General features: G+C 73.0%; 20 protein-coding genes. 6 read left to right on the forward strand and 14 right to left on the reverse strand.

The window, feature by feature from the left end:
* Positions 1-20: 20 nt before the first annotated feature.
* Together J2S66_RS11080 and J2S66_RS11085 are read left to right on the forward strand one after the other, a co-directional pair.
* Entirely contained in the window at positions 21-515 is a 495-nt protein-coding gene (locus J2S66_RS11080) for an NUDIX hydrolase (RefSeq protein WP_310306839.1), read from the forward strand.
* A gap of 477 nt (positions 516-992) precedes the next feature.
* The gene (locus J2S66_RS11085; RefSeq protein ID WP_310306840.1) at positions 993-1,337 is read left to right on the forward strand and encodes an RNA polymerase-binding protein RbpA; all 345 of its coding nucleotides are present in this window, start codon (positions 993-995) and stop codon (positions 1,335-1,337) included.
* Positions 1,338-1,409: 72 nt separating this feature from the next.
* On the opposite strand, the gene J2S66_RS11090 is transcribed toward J2S66_RS11085, so the two are convergent.
* The 3 genes from J2S66_RS11090 to J2S66_RS11100 all read right to left on the reverse strand — a co-directional run bounded on the left by J2S66_RS11090 (position 1,410) and on the right by J2S66_RS11100 (position 4,953).
* The gene (locus J2S66_RS11090) at positions 1,410-2,201 is read right to left on the reverse strand and encodes a polyprenol monophosphomannose synthase (protein WP_310306841.1); all 792 of its coding nucleotides are present in this window, start codon (positions 2,199-2,201) and stop codon (positions 1,410-1,412) included.
* Positions 2,176-3,804 carry an apolipoprotein N-acyltransferase gene (gene lnt, locus J2S66_RS11095; RefSeq protein ID WP_310306842.1) on the reverse strand — a complete coding sequence of 543 codons (1,629 nt, stop codon included), beginning with the start codon at positions 3,802-3,804 and terminating at the stop codon, positions 2,176-2,178. Before lnt ends, J2S66_RS11090 begins: the two co-directional genes overlap by 26 nt.
* Before the next feature lie 81 nt (positions 3,805-3,885).
* A complete protein-coding gene (locus J2S66_RS11100) occupies positions 3,886-4,953 on the reverse strand; it encodes an MrcB family domain-containing protein (RefSeq protein ID WP_310306843.1) in 1,068 nt (355 codons plus the stop codon).
* 138 nt (positions 4,954-5,091) lie between these two features.
* Between J2S66_RS11100 and J2S66_RS11105 the strand changes: the two genes are divergently transcribed.
* Entirely contained in the window at positions 5,092-5,277 is a 186-nt protein-coding gene (locus J2S66_RS11105; protein WP_306750570.1) for a PspC domain-containing protein, read from the forward strand.
* Here the strand turns inward: J2S66_RS11105 and J2S66_RS11110 are convergent.
* The 8 genes from J2S66_RS11110 to kdd form a co-directional block, all read right to left on the reverse strand.
* Positions 5,271-6,023, reverse strand: coding sequence for a TetR/AcrR family transcriptional regulator (locus J2S66_RS11110; RefSeq protein ID WP_310306844.1), 753 nt, complete (start codon positions 6,021-6,023; stop codon positions 5,271-5,273). The two genes, J2S66_RS11105 and J2S66_RS11110, sit on opposite strands and share 7 nt — an antisense overlap.
* Positions 6,024-6,045: 22 nt before the next feature.
* A complete protein-coding gene (locus tag J2S66_RS11115) occupies positions 6,046-6,399 on the reverse strand; it encodes a GntR family transcriptional regulator (RefSeq protein ID WP_306750568.1) in 354 nt (117 codons plus the stop codon).
* Positions 6,400-6,496: 97 nt separating this feature from the next.
* Entirely contained in the window at positions 6,497-6,886 is a 390-nt protein-coding gene (gene kal, locus J2S66_RS11120; RefSeq protein ID WP_310306845.1) for a 3-aminobutyryl-CoA ammonia lyase, read from the reverse strand.
* Positions 6,883-7,647, reverse strand: a complete 765-nt coding sequence (kamE, locus tag J2S66_RS11125; RefSeq protein ID WP_310306846.1) for a lysine 5,6-aminomutase subunit beta — start codon at positions 7,645-7,647, stop codon at positions 6,883-6,885. Before kamE ends, kal begins: the two co-directional genes overlap by 4 nt.
* Positions 7,644-9,212: a lysine 5,6-aminomutase subunit alpha gene (gene kamD / locus J2S66_RS11130; protein ID WP_310306847.1), complete on the reverse strand. Its 1,569-nt coding sequence runs from the start codon at positions 9,210-9,212 to the stop codon at positions 7,644-7,646. The genes kamE and kamD overlap by 4 nt, the downstream gene beginning before the upstream one ends.
* A gap of 3 nt (positions 9,213-9,215) precedes the next feature.
* Positions 9,216-9,896, reverse strand: coding sequence for a toll/interleukin-1 receptor domain-containing protein (locus J2S66_RS11135; RefSeq protein ID WP_310306848.1), 681 nt, complete (start codon positions 9,894-9,896; stop codon positions 9,216-9,218).
* Positions 9,893-11,383, reverse strand: a complete 1,491-nt coding sequence (locus J2S66_RS11140) for an amidohydrolase (protein WP_310314753.1) — start codon at positions 11,381-11,383, stop codon at positions 9,893-9,895. The genes J2S66_RS11135 and J2S66_RS11140 overlap by 4 nt, the downstream gene beginning before the upstream one ends.
* A 56-nt stretch (positions 11,384-11,439) precedes the next feature.
* Entirely contained in the window at positions 11,440-12,453 is a 1,014-nt protein-coding gene (kdd, locus tag J2S66_RS11145) for an L-erythro-3,5-diaminohexanoate dehydrogenase (protein ID WP_310306849.1), read from the reverse strand.
* A 100-nt stretch (positions 12,454-12,553) separates the two neighbouring features.
* Between kdd and J2S66_RS11150 the strand changes: the two genes are divergently transcribed.
* Positions 12,554-13,111 carry a sugar O-acetyltransferase gene (locus tag J2S66_RS11150; protein WP_310306850.1) on the forward strand — a complete coding sequence of 186 codons (558 nt, stop codon included), beginning with the start codon at positions 12,554-12,556 and terminating at the stop codon, positions 13,109-13,111.
* Positions 13,112-13,255: 144 nt separating this feature from the next.
* Here J2S66_RS11150 and J2S66_RS11155 read toward each other — a convergent pair whose 3' ends face one another.
* Genes J2S66_RS11155 through J2S66_RS11165 form a run of 3 tightly spaced genes read right to left on the reverse strand, consistent with a single transcriptional unit; the run spans position 13,256 to position 16,288 of the window.
* Positions 13,256-14,758: a tripartite tricarboxylate transporter permease gene (locus J2S66_RS11155; RefSeq protein WP_310306851.1), complete on the reverse strand. Its 1,503-nt coding sequence runs from the start codon at positions 14,756-14,758 to the stop codon at positions 13,256-13,258.
* Positions 14,751-15,308, reverse strand: coding sequence for a tripartite tricarboxylate transporter TctB family protein (locus tag J2S66_RS11160; protein ID WP_310306852.1), 558 nt, complete (start codon positions 15,306-15,308; stop codon positions 14,751-14,753). Before J2S66_RS11160 ends, J2S66_RS11155 begins: the two co-directional genes overlap by 8 nt.
* Complete coding sequence (locus J2S66_RS11165) at positions 15,305-16,288, reverse strand: Bug family tripartite tricarboxylate transporter substrate binding protein (protein WP_310306853.1); 984 nt, start codon at positions 16,286-16,288, stop codon at positions 15,305-15,307. The genes J2S66_RS11160 and J2S66_RS11165 overlap by 4 nt, the downstream gene beginning before the upstream one ends.
* A gap of 151 nt (positions 16,289-16,439) precedes the next feature.
* On the opposite strand from J2S66_RS11165, the gene J2S66_RS11170 reads away from it, so the two are divergent.
* On the forward strand, positions 16,440-18,011 hold the full coding sequence (locus tag J2S66_RS11170; RefSeq protein ID WP_310306854.1) for an ATP-binding protein: 1,572 nt from the start codon (positions 16,440-16,442) through the stop codon (positions 18,009-18,011).
* Complete coding sequence (locus J2S66_RS11175; RefSeq protein ID WP_306750555.1) at positions 18,008-18,679, forward strand: response regulator; 672 nt, start codon at positions 18,008-18,010, stop codon at positions 18,677-18,679. The genes J2S66_RS11170 and J2S66_RS11175 overlap by 4 nt, the downstream gene beginning before the upstream one ends.
* The last annotated feature ends 10 nt before the right edge of the window (positions 18,680-18,689 follow it).

Genomic DNA, 18,689 nt, shown 5'->3' on the forward strand with positions numbered 1-18,689 from the left:
TGCCCGGCACACTGGCCCCCATGACGGGCAAGCACGGGACGGGCAGGCGCAGCGCGGGCATCCTGCTCCACCGCCGGGGCGGGGCGGGCGTCGAGGTCCTGCTCGGCCACATGGGCGGGCCGTTCTGGGCGCGCAAGGACGACGGCGCCTGGTCCATCCCCAAGGGCGAGCCCGACGGCGACGACGAGGCCCCCGAGACCACCGCGCGCCGCGAGTTCACCGAGGAGCTGGGCCTGCCCGTGCCCGAGGGCGAACTGGTGCCGCTGGGCGAGGTCCGCCAAGCCGGCGGCAAGGTCGTGCACGCCTTCGCCCTGGCCGCCGACCTCGACCCCGATCAGGTGGTTCCGGGGACCTTCACGATGGAGTGGCCGCCGCGCTCCGGGCAGCTGCGAGAGTTCCCCGAGATCGACCGCGCGGCGTGGTTCTCCCTGGTCCAGGCGCGTGTGAAGATCGTTAAGGCCCAGCGCGAGCTGCTCGACAGGCTCGACGGGATAGTTGTTTTCGCGCAACACTGAAGTCATCGAGAGAGTGAAGGACGTCGACCTGCGTTTGGGTGAGGGCCGGACGGGTGATACATCCTCATGTCCGCCGCCGCCCCCGCCCGCTCCCCGGACCGCTCCCGCACGCAGCGTGTCCGGGCACGGGTACGATGTCCGAATTGACTTTCCGTGACCGCAAGCATGACGGGCGTCACTACTCGTGCGTTAAGCCCGCTGTGACGTCGCCCAGAGTGTTCGGTCTAAGCTGTCGCAGCCGCACGACTTCTACCGGGGCTACTCCATCAGTGTGATGGTGTGTCCCGGTAGCTTGATAACGCGTCACGAACCGCCCGCGATTGCCTCCCTTAGGAGGAAGCCTTCGTTGACGGGTGAAAGACGTCACTGTGGGCGACGATGACCACGAAGCCGGGAACGAACGGAGCAGTCCGATCGTTGCACTCGGTGAGCAACAAGCCTGGGCCCCGGCCCTGAGCCGAGCGAAAGGACACCGCCATGGCCGACCGCGTTCTACGGGGCAGCCGGCTCGGAGCAGTCAGCTACGAGACCGACCGCAACCACGATCTCGCCCCGCGCCGGTCGGTGCGGTACGCCTGCCCCAAGGGTCACGACTTCGAGGTCCCGTTCTCCGACGACGCCGAGGTCCCGCACACCTGGGAATGCCGCCTGCACGGCCAGGAGTCGAAGATCATCGACGGTGCCGAGCCGGAGGCGAAGAAGGTCAAGCCGCCGCGCACGCACTGGGACATGCTCCTGGAGCGCCGGACCATCCCCGAGCTGGAGGAGCTGCTCGACGAGCGGCTGGAGGAGCTCAAGGGACGGCGCACCCGCACCGCCTGACGCGAGACGCGTGACGAGGGGCCTGTCGGATCGATCCGACAGGCCCCTTCCGTCGTGCCCGCTCCCCCGCGACTAGCGGTTGCCCGGCGCTTTCGCCTTCGGCGCGAACAGGTCGCGCAGCTGGGTCGCGCGCCGCCGCACGCCCCACTTCGTCACCCGCCACAACGCCTCGCGCACGATGTCGCCGCTCATCTTCGACTCGCCGATCTCACGCTCGGTGAACGTGATCGGCACCTCCACCACGCGGTAGCCCAGCTCGATCGTCCGCCACGCCAGGTCGATCTGGAAGCAGTAGCCCTGCGAGGCCACCGTGTGCAGCTTGAGCCGGTCGAGCACCTCGGCCCGGAACGCCCGGAAGCCGCCGGTGATGTCCTTGACCTTCGCCCCCAGCGCCAGCCGCGAGTACACGCTGCCCCCGCGCGAGATCAGCTGCCGGTACTTCGGCCAGTTCACCGTGCTGCCGCCCGGCACGTACCGCGAGCCGAGCACCAGGTCGGCGTCCTCCAGCGCGTCCAGCAGCCGGGGCAGGTCCTCCGGGGCGTGCGAGCCGTCGGCGTCCATCTCCACGACCACCGCGTACCGCCGCTCCAGCGCCCACCGGAACCCGGCCACGTACGCCGCCCCCAGGCCCGCCTTCTCCGTGCGGTGCATCACGTGGACCCGGTCGTCCGCGGCGGCCATCTCGTCGGCGACCTTCCCCGTCCCGTCCGGGCTGCCGTCGTCGACCACGAGCACGTGCACCTGCGGCAGAGCCGCGTGCAGCCGCTTCACGATCGTCCCGATGTTGTCCCGCTCGTTGTAGGTCGGGATCACCACCAGCACCGGCCCGAGCTCGCGGTCAGGCTGCGCCTGCTGGTCCGCCATCCGTTTCCTCCTCGCCGACACCCGCACCAGGGGTCGGACGCGATCGTCGTCTTCTCTGTGCCAAGCCCACTGCCGAGCCGAACGCCACGGCCGCCAGACCCAGAGCGGTCATCACCCACTCGGGCCATGCACCGAGCCGGGTGGCAAGCGTAGCCTCCCCCCGCAGCGGCAGCGTCGCCACCAGAGCGTCCGGGGTGAACATGCCGGTCCGCTGCGTGACGGAGCCGTCCGGGGCCACGATGGCGCTCACCCCGGAGGTGGCCGAGACCACCACCGCCCGGCCGTGCTCCACCGCCCGCACCCGCGACATGGCCAACTGCTGGTAGGTCATCTCGGTGTAGCCGAACGTGGCGTTGTTGGTCGGGATCGCGATCAGGTTCGCCCCACCGCCCGCGAGCACCGAGTCGCGCACCACCGAGTCGAAGGCCACTTCATAGCAGGTGTCGATCGCCACCCGCACGTCGCCGACCGCGAACCCGGTCGGGTCGTCGCCCGGCTGGAAGCGGCCCGCGCGCTCCACGGTCTCGCTGAAGATCCGGAAGAACTCCCGGTAGGGCATCGTCTCGCCGAAGGGCTGCAGCTGGCGCTTGGTGTAGGAGTCGGTGGCGCCCACGCCCGGTTCGAACAGCACCACCGTGTTGCGCGGCAGGTTGTCGGCCCGGTCGACGACCACCGCGCCCACCGCGATGGGCGCGCGGATCGCCTCGGTGGCGCGCTGGATCTGCGCGGCGGCGTCGACGTTGCGGAACGGGTCGATGTCGGAGGAGTTCTCCGGCCAGATCACCAGCTGCGGCCTCGGCGCCCGCCCCGCGTCGACGTCGGCGGCCAGCTCCAGGGTCCGCTCGACGTGGTTGTCGAGCACCGCGCGGCGCTGGGAGTTGAAGTCCAGGCCCGCGCGCGGCACGTTGCCCTGCACCGCGGCGACCGTCACCTCGCCCTGGTCGGGGTCGGTGCGCACGAGCGCGGTCGCCGCGAGCCCGGCGACCAGCGGCAGCACCACCAGCGGCGCTCCCACCCGCCAGTCGCGGCCCAGGTGGGCCAGGCCGAAGCCGGTCAGCGCGACGGCGAACCCGACCAGCGGCGCGCCGCCCAGCGACGCCAGCGGCAGGTACCAGCCCTCGGGCTGCCCGAAGGCGATCTTGCCCCACGGGAACCCGCCGAACGGGAACACCGCGCGCAGCGCCTCGTCGGCCACCCACACCAGCGCCATCCACAGCGGCGCGCCCGGCACCCTCGACACCACCGCCATCGCCGCCGTGCCCACCGCGATGAGCAGCGCGCACACCAGTGCCAGCGGCAGCCAGGCGATCAGGCCCACGAACTCGCCGGTCCAGCGCAGCAGCGGCGCCATGAACCCCAGCCCCCACACCAGGCCCAGCCCGAACCCGGCGCGCGCGCGGCGACCGTGCACCAGCACGCCGAGCACGGCGAACCCCAGCGGCGCGAGCCACCACGCGGTGCGCGGCGGGAAGCTGAGGTAGACCAGCACGCCACCGGCCGCGGCCAGCAGCACCCGCAGCAGCGTGCCGCGCACGTCGCGGCGACGGCGGGCGGGGGGCGTGTCGGCGGCGGGCTGACCCGGCGCCACAGGGGGAGCGACCACGCGATCAGCCTACGAGGAGCAGGTCAGGACCCCGTACGGCGGGCGACCGCCGTCACCCCGATCCGGACATCCGGTGCGAAATCACCGCACTCGGTACCGGTAGGAGATCGGGCTCAGGTCCTCCTCCACCCGCCACGGGTGCACCACCCTCAGCCGGCCCCCGTGCGCCCGTCCGTTGCCCAGCACGATGCCGCTCACCACGATCAGCATCGTGTCGGGGTGGCGCTCGGCGTTGAGCAGCACCTCGTTGCGGGTCAGCACGACCTGCGTGCCGGCCGATGTGGTGCCCTTGACTTCGACGAACAACCGCTCGTCGCCGCGAACGGCGGCCAGGTCGTAGGACTCGACGGCCCCCACGTCCCGCACCGTCCACCCCTCGGCCTCCAGGTGCTCGCGCGCCAGCCGGACCGCACGCCCCTCCACCGCGACCCGGCCCGCCCGGTCGAGCCCGAAGCCCTGACCGCCGCCATGCGCACGTCCTGCCGTGCGCGACGCCGACTCGACCGCCTCCGCGACCTCGGGGCTCTCCTCGATCTCGTGCAGCCGAGCCAGGACCGCCGTAAGGAACAGCAGGTCAGCGTCGAGCACGTCGTCGCCGGGCACGGCGTCGCGCCGGTACTCGAACGCGGCCACGGTGCCCAGTTGGTAGCCCTTGGCGCGTTTGCCGGAACGGCCCTTCAGGTCCACGGCGAACAGCAGGTCAGAGCGGGCCGCCAGGTCGTCGCCCAACGCCTGCCGTGCCCACGACGACCGCGCGACGAGATCCTCGTCCGCCCTGTCGACCGGCGCGTCGCTGTCACCGGTAGTCGTGCCCTGCATCAGTGCCAGGTAGACGCTCTGACCCACGGCGTCGAACAGGTAGACCGCGTACCAGCCGTCGCGCGCCCGCGGTGAGCGGCTGCGGGAGTGCACCCGCGCCCACGGGACCTCGGCCGGTCTGCCCTGGCCGTCCTTGGCCGAGACGTCGAGGTCGTCGACCGAGTTCGCGCGCAGGACGGGCAAGCGCCGGCGAAGCCGCCCGGTCAGGACGTCGGTGACGAGGCTGCGTCGGCGACGCGTCGGTTCGTGGTTGTAGGTGTTGATGTCCCGAGGGGGGCTGTCGGCGCGCGCGCGTTGGATGTCCAGCACGCTGAGTAAGACCTCTCGCACCACCGAAGGATCACACGACCGGGTGACTACGACGTCTCGGGGCTGTCGAGGTTGCCCTGGATTGCCGCGGGCCTCCCCTGGGTAGGGATCAGGGTGTCCACCGATGTCGGGGGGCCGGAACGCAGGGATGGTGGAGACATGACGACGTTGAGCAGGCCCCAGAGCCAGAAGATGATCGCGGGCGTGTGCGCCGGTCTGGCCGCGCGCTACGGCTGGAAGGCGAGCACGGTGCGACTGCTGTTCGTGGTGTCGTGCCTGCTGCCCGGTCCGCAGTTCCTGGTCTACATCGTGCTGTGGGCGATGATGCCCAAGGCCGCCTACTGACCCGCCTGCCGGGACCGCACCAGCGCCTCGACGCCGTCGAGCACGCGTTCCAGCCCGAAGGCGAACGCGTGCTCACCGTCGTGGGCCGCGCCGTGGGCCTCCCCCGCCGCGGCGCCCACGCGGGCCGCCCGGGGGAACCGGCGGGGGTCGAAGACCTTCGCCAGGTACGGCGCGGCGGCCCGCCACCACTGCTCGTCGGTCAGGCCCGTGCGCTGCTCGGTGCGGGCGGCCTCCACCGCGACGCGGGCGGCGGTGCGCACGTGGCCGAGCACCAGGGCCAGCACCGAGTCCATCTCCACGTCGGTCAACCCGATGCCGTCCACGGCGCCCAGCTCGTAGTCGTACTTCGCGGCCACGTTGGGCCCCAGCACGGCCCGGTTCGTGGGCACCTCCAGCAGCCACGGGTGGCGCAGGTGCAGCTCCCAGTTCTCCCGCGCGACACTGGTGAGCCTGCCCCGCCACCCGCCGGGCACGTCCGCCGACCGGGCGGTCTCGCCGTTGACGTGGTCGACCATCACGTCGACCAGTTCGGCCTTGCCCGGCACGTGCGTGTAGAGCGACATGGTGCCCACGCCGAGCTTCTCCGCCACCCGGCGCATGGACAGCGCCCCGATGCCCTCGGCGTCGGCCAGGGCGACCGCGGCGGTGACGATGCGGTCCACGCCCAGGTCCTTGCGGGCGCTGCGCTCGTGGGTGCGCCACAGCACCGCGAGGGTCCGGGCCGGGTCGCTGTGTTCGGCTGCCACGGCTGGTCACCCTACGGGTGGTTCACCCCGCCAGCGCGGCGCGGACGATCTCCAACGCCTCGTCGGCGCTCAGGCCCTGCTCGCGGGCGGTGGCGGCGTAGCCGCGGGCGGCGCGCAGCACCCGCTCCCGGCTGCGCTCCCCCGCCGCGCTGACCACCGTGCCCGCTCTGCCGCGGGTCTCGATGAGACCCGCCTCCTCCAGCTCGCGGTAGGCGCGGGCCACCGTGTTGACCGCGATGCCCAGGTCGGCGGCCAGCGCCCGCACGGTCGGCAACCTGGTGCCCACCGCCAGCTCGCGGTCGGTGATCTTGCGGGCGAACTGGGACCGCACCTGCTCGTAGGGCGGCACGGACGAAGCCTGATCGAGGCTGATCACGCGTCGATAGTGGCAGAGCGTGAGCCGGGACGGCGCGTCCCCCGCTTCCGGCGTGGCGCGCCGAAGCCGCGCTGCGCCGAGACCCGCGAGTCCGCGGCTAATCCCGCTCGGGGGCGACCACCGTGCCGCGGGCGCGGGTGGCCACGACCGGCGGGTCCAGCACGTCGGCGGCCGACGGGCCGCGCTCGGGCGCGGAGCGGCACACCACGCGGACCTCGAACTCGATCTCGCGCGACCGGGTGCCCACCCGCACGAGGGTGGCGGTGGCCTCGACCACGTCCCCGGCGAGGATCGGCGCGGCGAACTCGACGTGCGAGTAGCCGGCGAACAGGCCCTCGTCGCCGTCGGTGCGGATGAGCAGCTCGGTGGCGACGTCGCCGAACAGGCCCAGCCCGTAGGCGCCGTCCACGAGGTTGCCGCCGTAGTGGGCGTGCGAGTGCGGCACGTAGCGGCGGTGGGTGACGGAGAAACCCTCGGTCGGGCTCACGCTGCGGTCTCCTTCTTCGTCTTCACGGCGTGCACGAGGTAGCTGGCGACCTCGCCGGGGGTGGTGCCGCGGCCGAAGACCCGGTCCACGCCCAGCTCGCCGGCCATCAGCGGGTCGAAGCGGGGGCCGCCGGCGATGAGCAGCGGGCGCCGCTCCCCCATCGCCTCGCGGAACGCCGCCGACATCTCCTGGGTGTTGAGCAGGTGGGCGTCGCGCTGGGTGACGACCTGGGAGACCAGCACGGCGTCGGCCTTCTCCGCGCGGGCGCGGCGGACCAGCTCGGGCACCGGGACCTGCGCGCCCAGGTTCACCACCTTGAGCTCGCGGTAGTACTCCAGGCCCTTCTCCCCCGCGAAGCCCTTGACGTTGAGGATCGCGTCGATGCCGACGGTGTGGGCGTCGGTGCCGATGCAGGCGCCCACGACGACGAGCTTGCGGCGCAGCAGCCCCCTGAGCGCGGCGTTGACCTCGCCGGGCGGGAGCAGCGGGTACTCGCGCTCCACCACGCGCACCTCGTCCAGGTCCACGACGTGCTTCACCGAGCCGTAGACGACGAAGAAGGTGAAGTCCTCCCCGATGGGGTGGGAGTGCACCACCATCGCGGGGTCGATGCCCATCCGGTTGGCCAGCTGCTGCGCGGCGCCGTCGGCGCGCGGGCCGGCCGGGACGGGCAGGGTGAACGAGGTCTGCACCATGCCGTCGCCGGTGGTGTCGCCGTAGGGGCGCACGTGCCGCTCGGTCGTCCTGCTCGTCTCGCTCATGGCCGCTCCTCCAGCAGCTCGGAGGCCGGGTTGAGGTAGTCATCGGCCTTCGCGACGACGCCGTCGGCGCCCTTGCCGCCGTCGGCGGGGCGCTTCATCAGGCCGAAGGTGCCGTCGGCGATGGCGTCGAGCAGGCCGTCGGCGACGATGCGCTCCAGCAGGTCGACGGCTTCACCGAGCACCTGGTGGGCGCGCTTGACGATCAGCCCGTCCGGCGCGGGCCGGAAGTCCTCGGCGAGGCCCCCGGCGGCGTCGAGGACGTAGCGGACGTTGGCCAGGGCCAGGTCGCGGTCGGACAGGAACGGGGTGACGACGGCCTCGGTCATCATGCCGACCAGCAGGATCGACTGGCCGGTGAGCACGCCCGCGAGGTTGAAGAACCCGTCGAGCAGGTAGCCCTTGAACACGTCGCCGGTCATGTGCTTGGTGGGCGGCATCCACTTCAGCGGCGCGTCGGGGAACAACTCGCGGGCCAGCAGGGCGTGGGCCAGTTCCAGGCGGAACGACTCGGGCACGGCCGGGTTGATCTCGAAGGCGTGCCCGAGGCCCAGCAGGTGGTCCGGCAGCCCGGCCTCGTGCGCGAAGTGCTCGTTGAGCAGCTGGGACACCGTGACGGTGTGCGCGGCGTCCACGGCGTCGGCGGTGGTGAGGTAGTTGTCCTCGCCGGTGTTGATGACGATCCCGGCGCGGGCGTGGACCTGGCGGGAGAACCGCTGGTCGACGAAGGTGCGGATCGGGTTGATGTCGCGGAAGAGGATGCCGTACATGGAATCGTTGAGCATCATGTCCAGGCGTTGCAGGCCCGCCAGGACGGCGATCTCGGGCATGCACAGCCCGGAGGCGTAGTTGGTCAGGCGCACGTAGCGGCCGACCTCCTTGGACACCGCGTCCAGGGCGGCGCGCATGATGCGGAAGTTCTCCTGCGTGGCGTAGGTGCCGGCGAACCCGTGGTGGGTGGCGCCCTCGGGCACGTAGTCCAGCAGCGACTGCCCGGTGGAGCGGATGACCGCGATGACGTCGGCCCCGGCGCGGGCGGCGTTGCACGCCTGCACCACGTCCTCGTCGATGTCGCCGGTGGCCACGATGAGGTAGATCCAGGGGCGTCGCGCGGGGTCGCCCAGCTTGGCGACGAGCTTGTCGCGGGTGGCCCGGTTGCGGTCGACCGTGCGGATGCCGCGGGTGACGGCGGCGCGGGCGGCCTTCTCGGCGCGGGTGCGGTCGCGGCCCCCGGGCACCCGGTAGGAGACCTGCCCGGCGGCGGTGGCCTCGGCCAGTTCGGTCAGGCTCGTGAGGTCGTGCTCGCGCAGGGCGTGGAAGACGGGCAGCGCGGCGCCGTGCTCCAGGCCGCAGTGCTCGCGCACGGTGTCCACGACCCGGTTGACCCACGGCACGTCACCGGCGCGGTGGGTGGAGTCCGCGCCGGTGATGCCGGCCAGCCGCAGCGTGGCGCGCTCGACCGCCACCGTGGTGTGGGCCTTCGCGATGCCCACGACCGGTTCGGCGGCCCGTGCGGCCAGGGCGCGTGCCTTGGCGACCACCGCCGGGTCGAGGTCGAGCAACGCCATGTGTCACTCCTGTCCGTGCTCGGGCTGAGGGAAGTTGATCTCTGTGGTGCCCGGGTCGCGGAGGTGCACGTGAACCGGACCCGACTCGATGTTGACGACCTGGTTGGTGGTGTGGCGGCCGGGTGCGCCGTCACGGCCGAGTTCGCGCACTGCGAGGAGGACCTCGTCGAGGAGTTCGCGGTCCGTGCGCCGCTGCCCCGCTTCCGGTCGCGCGTCGCGGAAGGTCCGCACGGCCGCTTCGAACGCCGACCACTCGCGGTCGACGAAGTGCGCGAGCGCGGACAGCGGCTCGGGCAGGCGCGCGTTGATCGCCTCGACCAGTTGCAGCACTTCCGCCTTGCTCGCGGCGTCGACGGCCTGGAACTGTGCCAGGGGACCGACGACGTCGGTCTTCGGCAGGTTGAGCAGCAGGGGCACCAGACTCGCTTCGGTCACGCTCTTGGACACGGCGCCGGCCTCGAAGTTGATCCACGGTGAGTGCTGGTTGGCCGCCGAGAGCACGACGATGCCGAAGGCGACCTGGTCGAGTTGATCACCCAGGCCACGCATGGCGTGGCTCCCCCTGGCGATGTCGACCTCGGACATCCACGGCTTGGCCGTCTGGATCACCAGCGGCAGCCAGGCGTGCAGGAACCGCGCGAACTGCCGTTCGGCGTCCCCGGACCAGGAGATGAAGACCTTCACAGGTCCCCCTCGAAGATCGTCCGCCCGCGCAGCACGGTGCGCAGGCACGCCGGCGCGGGGCCGTCGAGGGCGGGCAGGGCCGGGACCCGGGAGCGCGGGTCGGTGGACCAGCGCTGCACGCGGCTGTCGGGGGCGGCGACCTCCAGGTCGGCGGCGTCCCACACGGCGTAGGTGGCGGGCGCGCCGGGCTGGAGGGTGCCGGTGACGCCGTCGTCGACGCCCGCGGCCCGCCAGCCGCCCCGGGTGTGGGCGTTGAACGCCGCGCGCGGGGAGATGCCGTGCCCCTCGGTGCGGTGGTGCACCGCCGCCTTCACCGCCGCCCACGGGTCCACCGGGGTCACCGGCGCGTCCGAGCCCAGGGCCAGGATCATCCCGGCGGCGGCCAGCCGGGAGAACGGGTTGAGCGCCGTCCCCCGCTCGACCCCCAGGCGCTGGGCGTACATGCCGTCCGGGCCGCCCCAGGCGTGGTCGAACAGGGGCTGCACGGACGCGACCGCGCCGTGGGAGGCCAGCGCCGCGGCCTGCTCGGCGGTGACCATCTCCAGGTGTTCGAGGCGGTGGTGGCGGGCGGCCAGGGCGGGGGTGCCCACGACCGCCGCGGCCTGGGCGAAGCCGTCCACGACGGCGGCCACGGCGGCGTCGCCAATGACGTGGAACCCGCCCTGCACGCCGGCGCGGGTGCAGGCCACCAGGTGCTCGGCGACGGCGTCCGCGTCGAGGTAGAGGGCGCCGGTGGTGTCGGCGTCGGCGTAGGGGCTGCACAGGGCGGCGGTGCGGGAACCCAGCGCGCCGTCGACGAACAGGTCGCCCGCCAGGCCGCGCACGGGCAGGTCGACGCCGTCGGTCGAGCCCCAGTAGCCGACGACGTCGAGCAGGTCGGTGGCCAGCAGGTCGGCCAGGTCGTCGCGGCTGGAGATGTCGGGGCCGGCGCACTCGTGGACGGAGGCGATGCCGCGTGAGGCGGCGTGGCGCAGGAACGCCCGCTGGGCGGCCCGGCGGCGGTCGGCGGGGATGGCGTCCTTGGCGGCGCCGCGCACGTGGTGGTGGGCGGCGCGGGCGAGGGGGCCGTCGGGGGTGAAGCCGTCGGCGTCGCGGGCGGCGGGGACGAGGTCGAGCAGGGCGGTGGAGGCCAGGGCGGAGTGCACGTCGATGCGCGAGAGGTAGACGCGCTTGCCGGCGGCGGCGTCGTCGAGTTCCGCGCGGGTCGGGGGCCGCCGCTCGGGCCAGGCGGTCTCGTCCCAGCCGTGACCCCACACGAGGGGGCCGGGGGCGGCGCGCACGGCGTCGAGCAGGTCGTGCAGCGAGCGGCAGCCGGTCAGGTCCAGGCCGGTGAGCAGCAGGCCCGCCGAGGTGGCGTGCACGTGGGCGTCGACGAAGGCGGGCGCGACGAACGCGCCGCCCAGGTCGACGACGCGGGCGTCCGGGTGCAGGGCGCGTCCCACGGGGTCCTGGCCCAGCCACACCACGGTGTCGTCGTCCACGGCCATCGCGGTGGCGTCGGGGTTGGTCGGGGAGTGGATGCGCCCACCCACGAGCAGAGTAATCACGCTTGCTGAGTCTGCCTGTGCTCGAACAGCGCCCGCACGGCAGGTTCGGCGCGCAGCAGGTCGAGGGCGAACGCGGCGTGACCTGGAACGTAGCCGTTGCCGATGAGCATCTCCACGTCGGCGGCCAGCCCCTCGGCGCCGAGCGCGGCGGTCGGGAAGGAGGTGGCCATGGAGAAGAACACGATCGTGCCGCCGTCCGCCGTGGCGAGGATCGCGCCGTGCTCGCAGCCGGGCACGTCGACGCACACCACCGTCACGTCGGCGGGCCGGTCCACGGCGTCGGCCACGGCGACCGGGTCGCGGGCGTCGGCGACGACGACGGTGTCGGCCAGCCCGGCGGCGCGCACCGCGTCGGCCTCGGCGTCGGTGGGCACCAGGGCGGTGAGCCGGCCCGCGCCGGCGCGGCGGGCGGCGGCCAGCGACAACGACCCGGACTTGCCCCCACCGCCCAGGACCAGCACGGACGGCGCCGTGCGGCGGCGCACGACGCGGTCGGTCAGGGCGGGCGCGCCGCACACGTCGAGCACGGACAGCGCGAGTTCGTCGGGCAGGTCGTCGGGCAGCACGGCGGCGATGGAGCGGCCGAACAGCACGGCGGTGCCGGTGCAGGGGACCTGCTCGGAGGCGCCGTCCCAGCGGCGCAGGTCGTCGGTGACCCGCAGCGGGGTCAGGGTGAGCGAGACGAGGGTGGCGACGCGGTCCCCCACCCGCAGGCCCAGCGGGGAGTCCGGGCCGACGGCGCGCACGGTGCCCAGCAGCATGCCGCCCGAGCCGGTGACGGGGTTCTGCACCTTGCCGCGCTCGGCGACGATGTCGAGCACGGCGCGACGCACGCCCTCGACGCCGTGCTGCTCGCGCAGCTGCCGGTAGGAGGCGGCGTCGAGGTTGAGGCGTTCGACGTCCAGGACGACCTCGTCGGGGCCGCAGGTGTCGTCGGCGTCCAGGCGCCACGCCTGCTGCGGCAGCACGCCGGCGGGGTGCAGGACGCGGTGCAGACCGTACGACGACATCGACGTCATGGAAATCCTTCGGCCAGAGTGCTGCTGAACGCCGATATCTTCACGCGGAACGGCGAGAGTGCGCAAGAGTCGCGCCCAGTACGGTCGTGACATGCCCGAGCCGACCATGCGCGAGCGGATGCTCGCGGGCGAGCCGTACGTCGCCGACGCCTCGCTGGAGCAGGACGTGCTGCGCGCCGACGACTTCACGGCCGCCTACAACGCCACCGGCGCGCGCGACGGCGCGCTGCGGCACCGGCTGCTGGCCGAGCACCTGGGCGCGGTCGGCGAGGGCGTGGTGATCCGGCCGCCGCTGCGGGTCGACTTCGGCTGGAACATCCGCGTGGGCGATCGCTCGTTCGCGAACGTCGGGCTGGTCGCGCTGGACGTGGCGCCCATCGTGATCGGCGCGGACGTGCAGATCGGGCCGAACGTGCAACTGCTCACGCCCACCCACCCGGTCGAGCCGGGGCCGCGCCGGGAGAAGTGGGAGGGCGCCCGCCCCATCGCCATCGGCGACAACGTGTGGCTGGGCGGCGGCGTGATCGTGCTGCCGGGCGTGACCATCGGGGAGAACACCGTGGTGGGCGCCGGCGCGGTGGTGACCCGGGACCTGCCCGCGAACGTGGTGGCGGTCGGCAACCCCGCCCGCGTGATCCGCCACCTCTGACCGCGGCCCGGGAGCCCGAACGCAGAACTCACCGGCCCCGGACGTACGACTCGCGGGACCCGGACGTACGACTCGCGGGTTGGTCCCGCGAGTCGTACGTCCGGGCCGGGCGAGTCGTACGTCCGGGGCCGGTGGGGTGCCGGTTCAGGCCCCCGTGGTGACGGGGGCCTTGCGGCGGCGGAGGCGGAGCACCGCCGCCAGGACCAGGACCAGCGCGAGGATCGAGTAGGCGACCGCCGCGAACGGGCTGGTGACCAGCGCGGACAGGTCGCCCTCGCTGATCTGGAGGGTGCGGCGCACCTGCTCCTCGGCCATCGGGCCCAGGATCAGGCCGACGACCAGCGGCGCCACGGGGTAGCCGTGGCGGCGCATGAAGAACCCGACCAGGCCGATGATCAGCAGCACGACCAGGTCGTCCACCACGAAGTTCACCGCGTAGGTGCCCAGCGCGGCGAACAGCAGGATGCCCGCGTACAGGTACGGCCGCGGGATCTGCAGCACCTTCACCCAGATCTTGACCAGGGGCAGGTTGAGCACGAGCAGCATCACGTTGCCGATGTAGAGCGACGCGATCAGCGCCCACACCATCCCCGGGTTGTTCGTGAACAACAGCGGACCCGGCTGGATGCCGTAGCTCTGGAACGCGGCCACGATCACCGCCGCGGTGGCGGTGGTGGGCAGGCCCAGGGTCAGCAGCGGCACCAGGACACCGGCCGCGGCGGCGTTGTTGGCCGCCTCGGGACCGGCGACGCCCTCGATCGCGCCCTTGCCGAACTCCCCGGGCCGCTTCGACAGCTTCTTCTCCGCCGCGTACGACAGGAACGTCGAGACGTCCGCGCCGCCCGCCGGGACGGTGCCGATGGGGAACCCGATGAACGTGCCGCGCAGCCACGGCTTCCAGGAGCGCCGCCAGAACTCGCCGGTCATCCACTTGCCGCCGACCGGGATCACCTCGACCGGCCCGTGCCGCAGCCGCGCGGCCACGTACAGCGCCTCGCCGACGGCGAACACGCCGACCGCGACCACCACGACGTCGATGCCGTCGGACAGCGTCGGCACGCCCAGGGTGAAGCGCTGCTGCCCGGTGAGGGTGTCGGTGCCGACCAGGCCCAGGAACAGGCCCAGGCCCAGCGACGCCAGGCCGCGCGCCGGCGAGGAGCCCAGCAGGGCGGCGACAGTGGTGAACGCGACGACCATCAGCGCCACGTAGTCGGCCGGGCCGAGCTGCACCGCGACGTCGGCGATGGTCGGCGCGAGCGCGGTGAGCAGCACCGTGGCGATGGTGCCCGCCACGAACGAGCCGATCGCGGCGGTGGCCAGGGCGGCGGCGCCGCGCCCGGCCTTGGCCATCCGGTTGCCCTCCAGCGCGGTGACGACGGAGGACGACTCGCCGGGCGTGTTGAGCAGGATCGAGGTCGTCGACCCGCCGTACATGCCGCCGTAGTAGATGCCCGCGAAGATGATCAGCGCGGCGGTGGGTTCGAGCGTGTAGGTCAGCGGCAGCAGCAACGCCACTGTCATCGCCGGCCCGATGCCGGGCAGCACGCCCACGGCGGTGCCCAGCGTGACGCCCAGCAGGGCGTAGAGCAGGTACTCGGGCTGCGCGGCGGTCGCGAAGCCCTCCAGCAGTGCGGCCCAGTCACCCATCGAGGAGTGGCACCCCCTCGAAGACGCCGGCGGGCAGCGACAGGCCCAGCCCGGCGGCGAACACGACCTGCACGACCAGCGCCAGCGCGACGGCGACGAGCAGGGCCTTCCACCAGACCGCGCCCAGCGTCCACGCCGCGCCCGCGAACAGCACGACGGCGGCGACCGGCCAGCCGACCGGGTCGATCAGCAGCAGGTGCGCGACCAGCACGACGACGAGCTTGCCGACGGTGAGCCAGTCGGTGCGCACCGAGTCGTCGACGTCCTCGGCGTCCTCGGCCTCGCCGAGCCTGCCGCGGGCGGTGGCCACGATCGCGGCGACGCCGGTGACGACGAGCAGCGCGCCCACCGCGTAGGGGAACGCGCGGGGCCCGACGCCGCTCGCCTGGTTGCGCGCGGTGATGGTCGTGGCGTCGACGAGCGTGAACACGCCGAGCGCGACGACCAGGGCCGCGAAGACGTACTCCTCGACCTTCGCCGACCGGGTCGCGGTGCCCGACGGGGGTGTCCCCGGCCCGGAGGCCGGGGACGGTGCGGCGGGCGAGGTCACTTCACGAGGCCGATCTCCTTGAGCACCGGCTGGATGCGGCCGATCTCGGTGGTGAGGAACGTGTTGAAGTCGTGCCCGGTCTGGAACGTGTCGGTCCAGCCCTTCTTCTTCAGCTCCTCCTGCCACTGAGGGCTCGCGTGCATGTCGGTGACCAGCTTGACCAGGCGGTCCTTGGCGGCCACCGAGATCGAGCCGGGTGCCACGACGCCACGCCAGTTGATCAGCTCCACACCGGTGCCGACCTGCTTGAACGTCGGCGCCTTGATCTCGGGGTGCTCCTTCGGGCCGGAGGTGCCCAGCGCGCGCAGCTTGCCCGCCTTGATCTGCTCGACGTACTCGCCGACACCGGAGATGCCGGCGTCGACCTTGCCGCCCAGCAGCGCGGCCAGCGACTCGCCGCCGCCGGAGTAGGCCACGTAGTTGAGCTTGGCCGGGTCGATGTCCTTGGCCTTGAGCAGCATCGCGGCGAGGATGTGGTCGGTGCCGCCGGCGGAGCCGCCGGTGATCGACACGCCCTGGCCCTTCTCGGCGACGGCCGCGAGCAGGTCGTCGATGGTCCGGTACGGCGAGTCCGCGGGCACCACGACGACCTCGTCCTCGGCGGTGAGGCGGGCGATCGGGGTGGTGTCCTCCAAGCGCTTGTCGACCTCGTTGGTCTCGACCGCGCCGACCATGACCAGGCCGGTCACCATCAGGTAGCTGTCGGACCTCTCGTTCGCGAGCTTCTGCAGGCCGACCGTGCCGCCCGCACCGCCGACGTTGCTGACCTGCACCGATCCGGCGAGGTCGGCTCCGCTGATGGCCGCCTGCATCGCGCGCGCGGTCTGGTCCCAGCCGCCGCCCGGGTCCGCCGGGGCCATGATCTCCAGCCGGTCGACGTCGTCGGTCGCCGCGACGCCGCTTCCTCCGCCGCCACACCCCGCGAGCACCAGGCCCGCGGCGGCCACGGCCGCGAGGAGTCGGGTGTGCTGTCCTGCCATCGGGTCCTCCGTGTTCCACCCAGCGCGCCGTCGTGCTGGTGGCCGGACCCTAGATCCGCTCGATCGGGCGAAGTGACACAGAGTTCGTAACGGCCGTATTGGTCGTTTAGGTCGTGGCCGGGCTCACAGGCGATAGGCCAGAATGCCCCACATGCGCCGCCGTTCGGTCCCCCTGGGTGTCTCCCTGCTCATGTTGCAGGTGGTCATCGTGCTGACCACGGTCTGCGCGGCGGGGCTGATGGCGGCGAAGCTGCAGAGCGACCGCATCCGCGACTCGTACAAGGACCGGATGCTGTCGGTCGCCGAGAGCGTCGCACGACTGCCCACCGTCGTGGAAGCCTTCGACGCGCCCGACCCGGCCGGCACCATCCAGCCGCTGGCCCAGCTGATCCGCAACGCCTCCAACGTCACCTACGTCGTGGTCACCGACCGCACCGGCGTCCGCTACGCCCACCCCGACCCGGCGCGCATCGGCGAGATGGTGTCCACCGACCCCAGCACCGCGCTGTCGGGCCGCGTGTTCGTCGGCACCGAGACCGGCACCCTGGGCACGTCGCTGCGCGCGAAGGTGCCCATCCGCTCGCCGGACGGCGAGATCATCGGCATGGCGTCGGTGGGCATCCTGGAAAGCCAGCTGGCCGCCGACCTCGCCGAGGACCTGCCCGAGCTGATCGGCTGGCTCGCCGCCGCGGCACTGGTCGGCGTGCTGGGCGCGGCCCTGGTCACGCAACTGGTCCGCAAGCGGACGTTCAAGCTGGAACCGGCGGAAATCGCGCAGCTGCTGGAGACCCGCGACGCGATGCTGCACGGCATCCGCGAGGGCGTGGTCGCCCTCGACGACCGCGAACGCCTCGCCCTGGTCAACGACGAGGCGGTGCGACTGCTCGGCCTCACCGAGGACCCCACCGGCAGGCCCGCCGCCGACGTGCTGGAGGACGGCGGCCTGCTCGACCTCGCCCGCGGCGTGGACGACGTGGCCGACCGGCTCGTGCTCGCCGGAGAACGCGTCCTCGTCGCCAACCGCACCACCGCCAAGACCCACGGCCGCCCCGTCGGCGTCGTGCTCACCCTGCGCGACCGCACCGAGCTGCACGACGCGCTGCGCGAACTCGACGGGCAGCGCACCGTCACCGAGGTGCTGCGGGCACAGGCCCACGAGTTCACCAACCACCTGCACGTGATCAGCGGCCTGGTGGAGCTGGACCGGCGCGAGGACGCCGTCGCCTACATCGAACGGGTCGGCGGCGCCGGCTCGGTGACCTCCGGCATCATCGGCGGCGCGATGGCCGACCCGGCGCTGGCCGCGCTGCTGCTGGCGAAGTCCTCCACCGCGCACGAGCGCGGCGTGGCACTGCGCCTGGACCCGGCCTCCACGGTCGACACCCGCACCGGCGACGACGCGCTGACCGTGCTGGGCAACCTGCTCGACAACGCCGTCGACGCCGTGTCCGCCGGGGGCACCGTGCGCGTGCTGGTGCGCTCGGACACCACGGGCGTGCGGGTCGTGGTCGACGACGACGGCCCGGGGGTGGAGCGGTCGCAACGCGGCCGGATCTTCACCCTCGGGGTCAGCTCGAAGGCGCCGCGGGGCGCGCACGGACGAGGGATTGGACTGGCGTTGGTGTCCAGGGTGGTCACCCGGCGGAGCGGCCGCGTGGAGATCTCCGACTCGGAACTGGGTGGCGCGTCGTTCGACGTGTGGCTGCCGGAGGTGGTCCGGTGAGCGTGCGCACCCTGGTCGTGGACGACGACTTCGCGGTCGCCGCCGTGCACCGCGGCTTCCTGGCCGCGCTGCCGCAGTTCGAGGTGGTCGGCGAGGCCCACGGCGGCGGCGAGGCGCTGCGCGCGGTCGAGGCGCTGCGCCCCGACCTCGTCCTGCTCGACATCCACCTGCCCGACATCTCCGGCCTGGAGGTCCTCGCCCGGCTGCGCGGCCGCCCCGGCCCCCCGGTGGACGTGATCGCGGTGACCGCGGCGCGCGAGCGCGAGACCGTCCGCCAGGCCATGTCCCGGGGCGTGGACCACTACCTGGTCAAGCCGTTCACCCGCACCGCGTTCCTCGACCGGATGCGCGAGTACCTGGCGCGACGCACCGAGGTGGCGCGCATGGGCCAGTGGCTCGACCAGGACGAGGTGGACCAGCTGCTCCAGCACCGGCCCCGCGCCGGCCTGCCCAAGGGCCTGTCCGCGGTGACGCTGAAACTCGTCCTCGACGCCCTGCGCACCACCACCGGAGACCTGTCCGCGCAGGAGGTCGGCGAACGCGCCGGCCTCTCCCGCGTCAGCGCCCGCCGCTACCTGGAGCACCTGGTCACCGTGGGCAAGGCCGAGGTCCAACCCCGCTACGGGGTCGCCAACCGGCCCGCCCACGGCTACCGCCTCACCAGCTGAGGCGGCAGCC

Source organism: Saccharothrix longispora (assembly GCF_031455225.1).
Classification (GTDB): domain Bacteria; phylum Actinomycetota; class Actinomycetes; order Mycobacteriales; family Pseudonocardiaceae; genus Actinosynnema; species Actinosynnema longispora.

Excerpts from the sequence above, each read along its gene's own strand:
- J2S66_RS11105 (WP_306750570.1), top strand. The coding sequence starts at position 5,092 with ATGACGACGTTGAGCAGGCCCCAGAGCCAGAAGATGATCGCGGGCGTG.
- J2S66_RS11150 (WP_310306850.1), top strand. The coding sequence starts at position 12,554 with ATGCCCGAGCCGACCATGCGCGAGCGGATGCTCGCGGGCGAGCCGTAC.
- J2S66_RS11155 (WP_310306851.1), bottom strand. The coding sequence starts at position 14,758 with ATGGGTGACTGGGCCGCACTGCTGGAGGGCTTCGCGACCGCCGCGCAG.
- J2S66_RS11140 (WP_310314753.1), bottom strand. The coding sequence starts at position 11,383 with ATGGCCGTGGACGACGACACCGTGGTGTGGCTGGGCCAGGACCCCGTG.
- J2S66_RS11080 (WP_310306839.1), top strand. The coding sequence starts at position 21 with ATGACGGGCAAGCACGGGACGGGCAGGCGCAGCGCGGGCATCCTGCTC.
- J2S66_RS11170 (WP_310306854.1), top strand. The coding sequence starts at position 16,440 with ATGCGCCGCCGTTCGGTCCCCCTGGGTGTCTCCCTGCTCATGTTGCAG.
- kamD (WP_310306847.1), bottom strand. The coding sequence starts at position 9,212 with ATGGCGTTGCTCGACCTCGACCCGGCGGTGGTCGCCAAGGCACGCGCC.
- kdd (WP_310306849.1), bottom strand. The coding sequence starts at position 12,453 with ATGTCGTCGTACGGTCTGCACCGCGTCCTGCACCCCGCCGGCGTGCTG.
- J2S66_RS11090 (WP_310306841.1), bottom strand. The coding sequence starts at position 2,201 with ATGGCGGACCAGCAGGCGCAGCCTGACCGCGAGCTCGGGCCGGTGCTG.
- kamE (WP_310306846.1), bottom strand. The coding sequence starts at position 7,647 with ATGAGCGAGACGAGCAGGACGACCGAGCGGCACGTGCGCCCCTACGGC.
- J2S66_RS11085 (WP_310306840.1), top strand. The coding sequence starts at position 993 with ATGGCCGACCGCGTTCTACGGGGCAGCCGGCTCGGAGCAGTCAGCTAC.
- J2S66_RS11165 (WP_310306853.1), bottom strand. The coding sequence starts at position 16,288 with ATGGCAGGACAGCACACCCGACTCCTCGCGGCCGTGGCCGCCGCGGGC.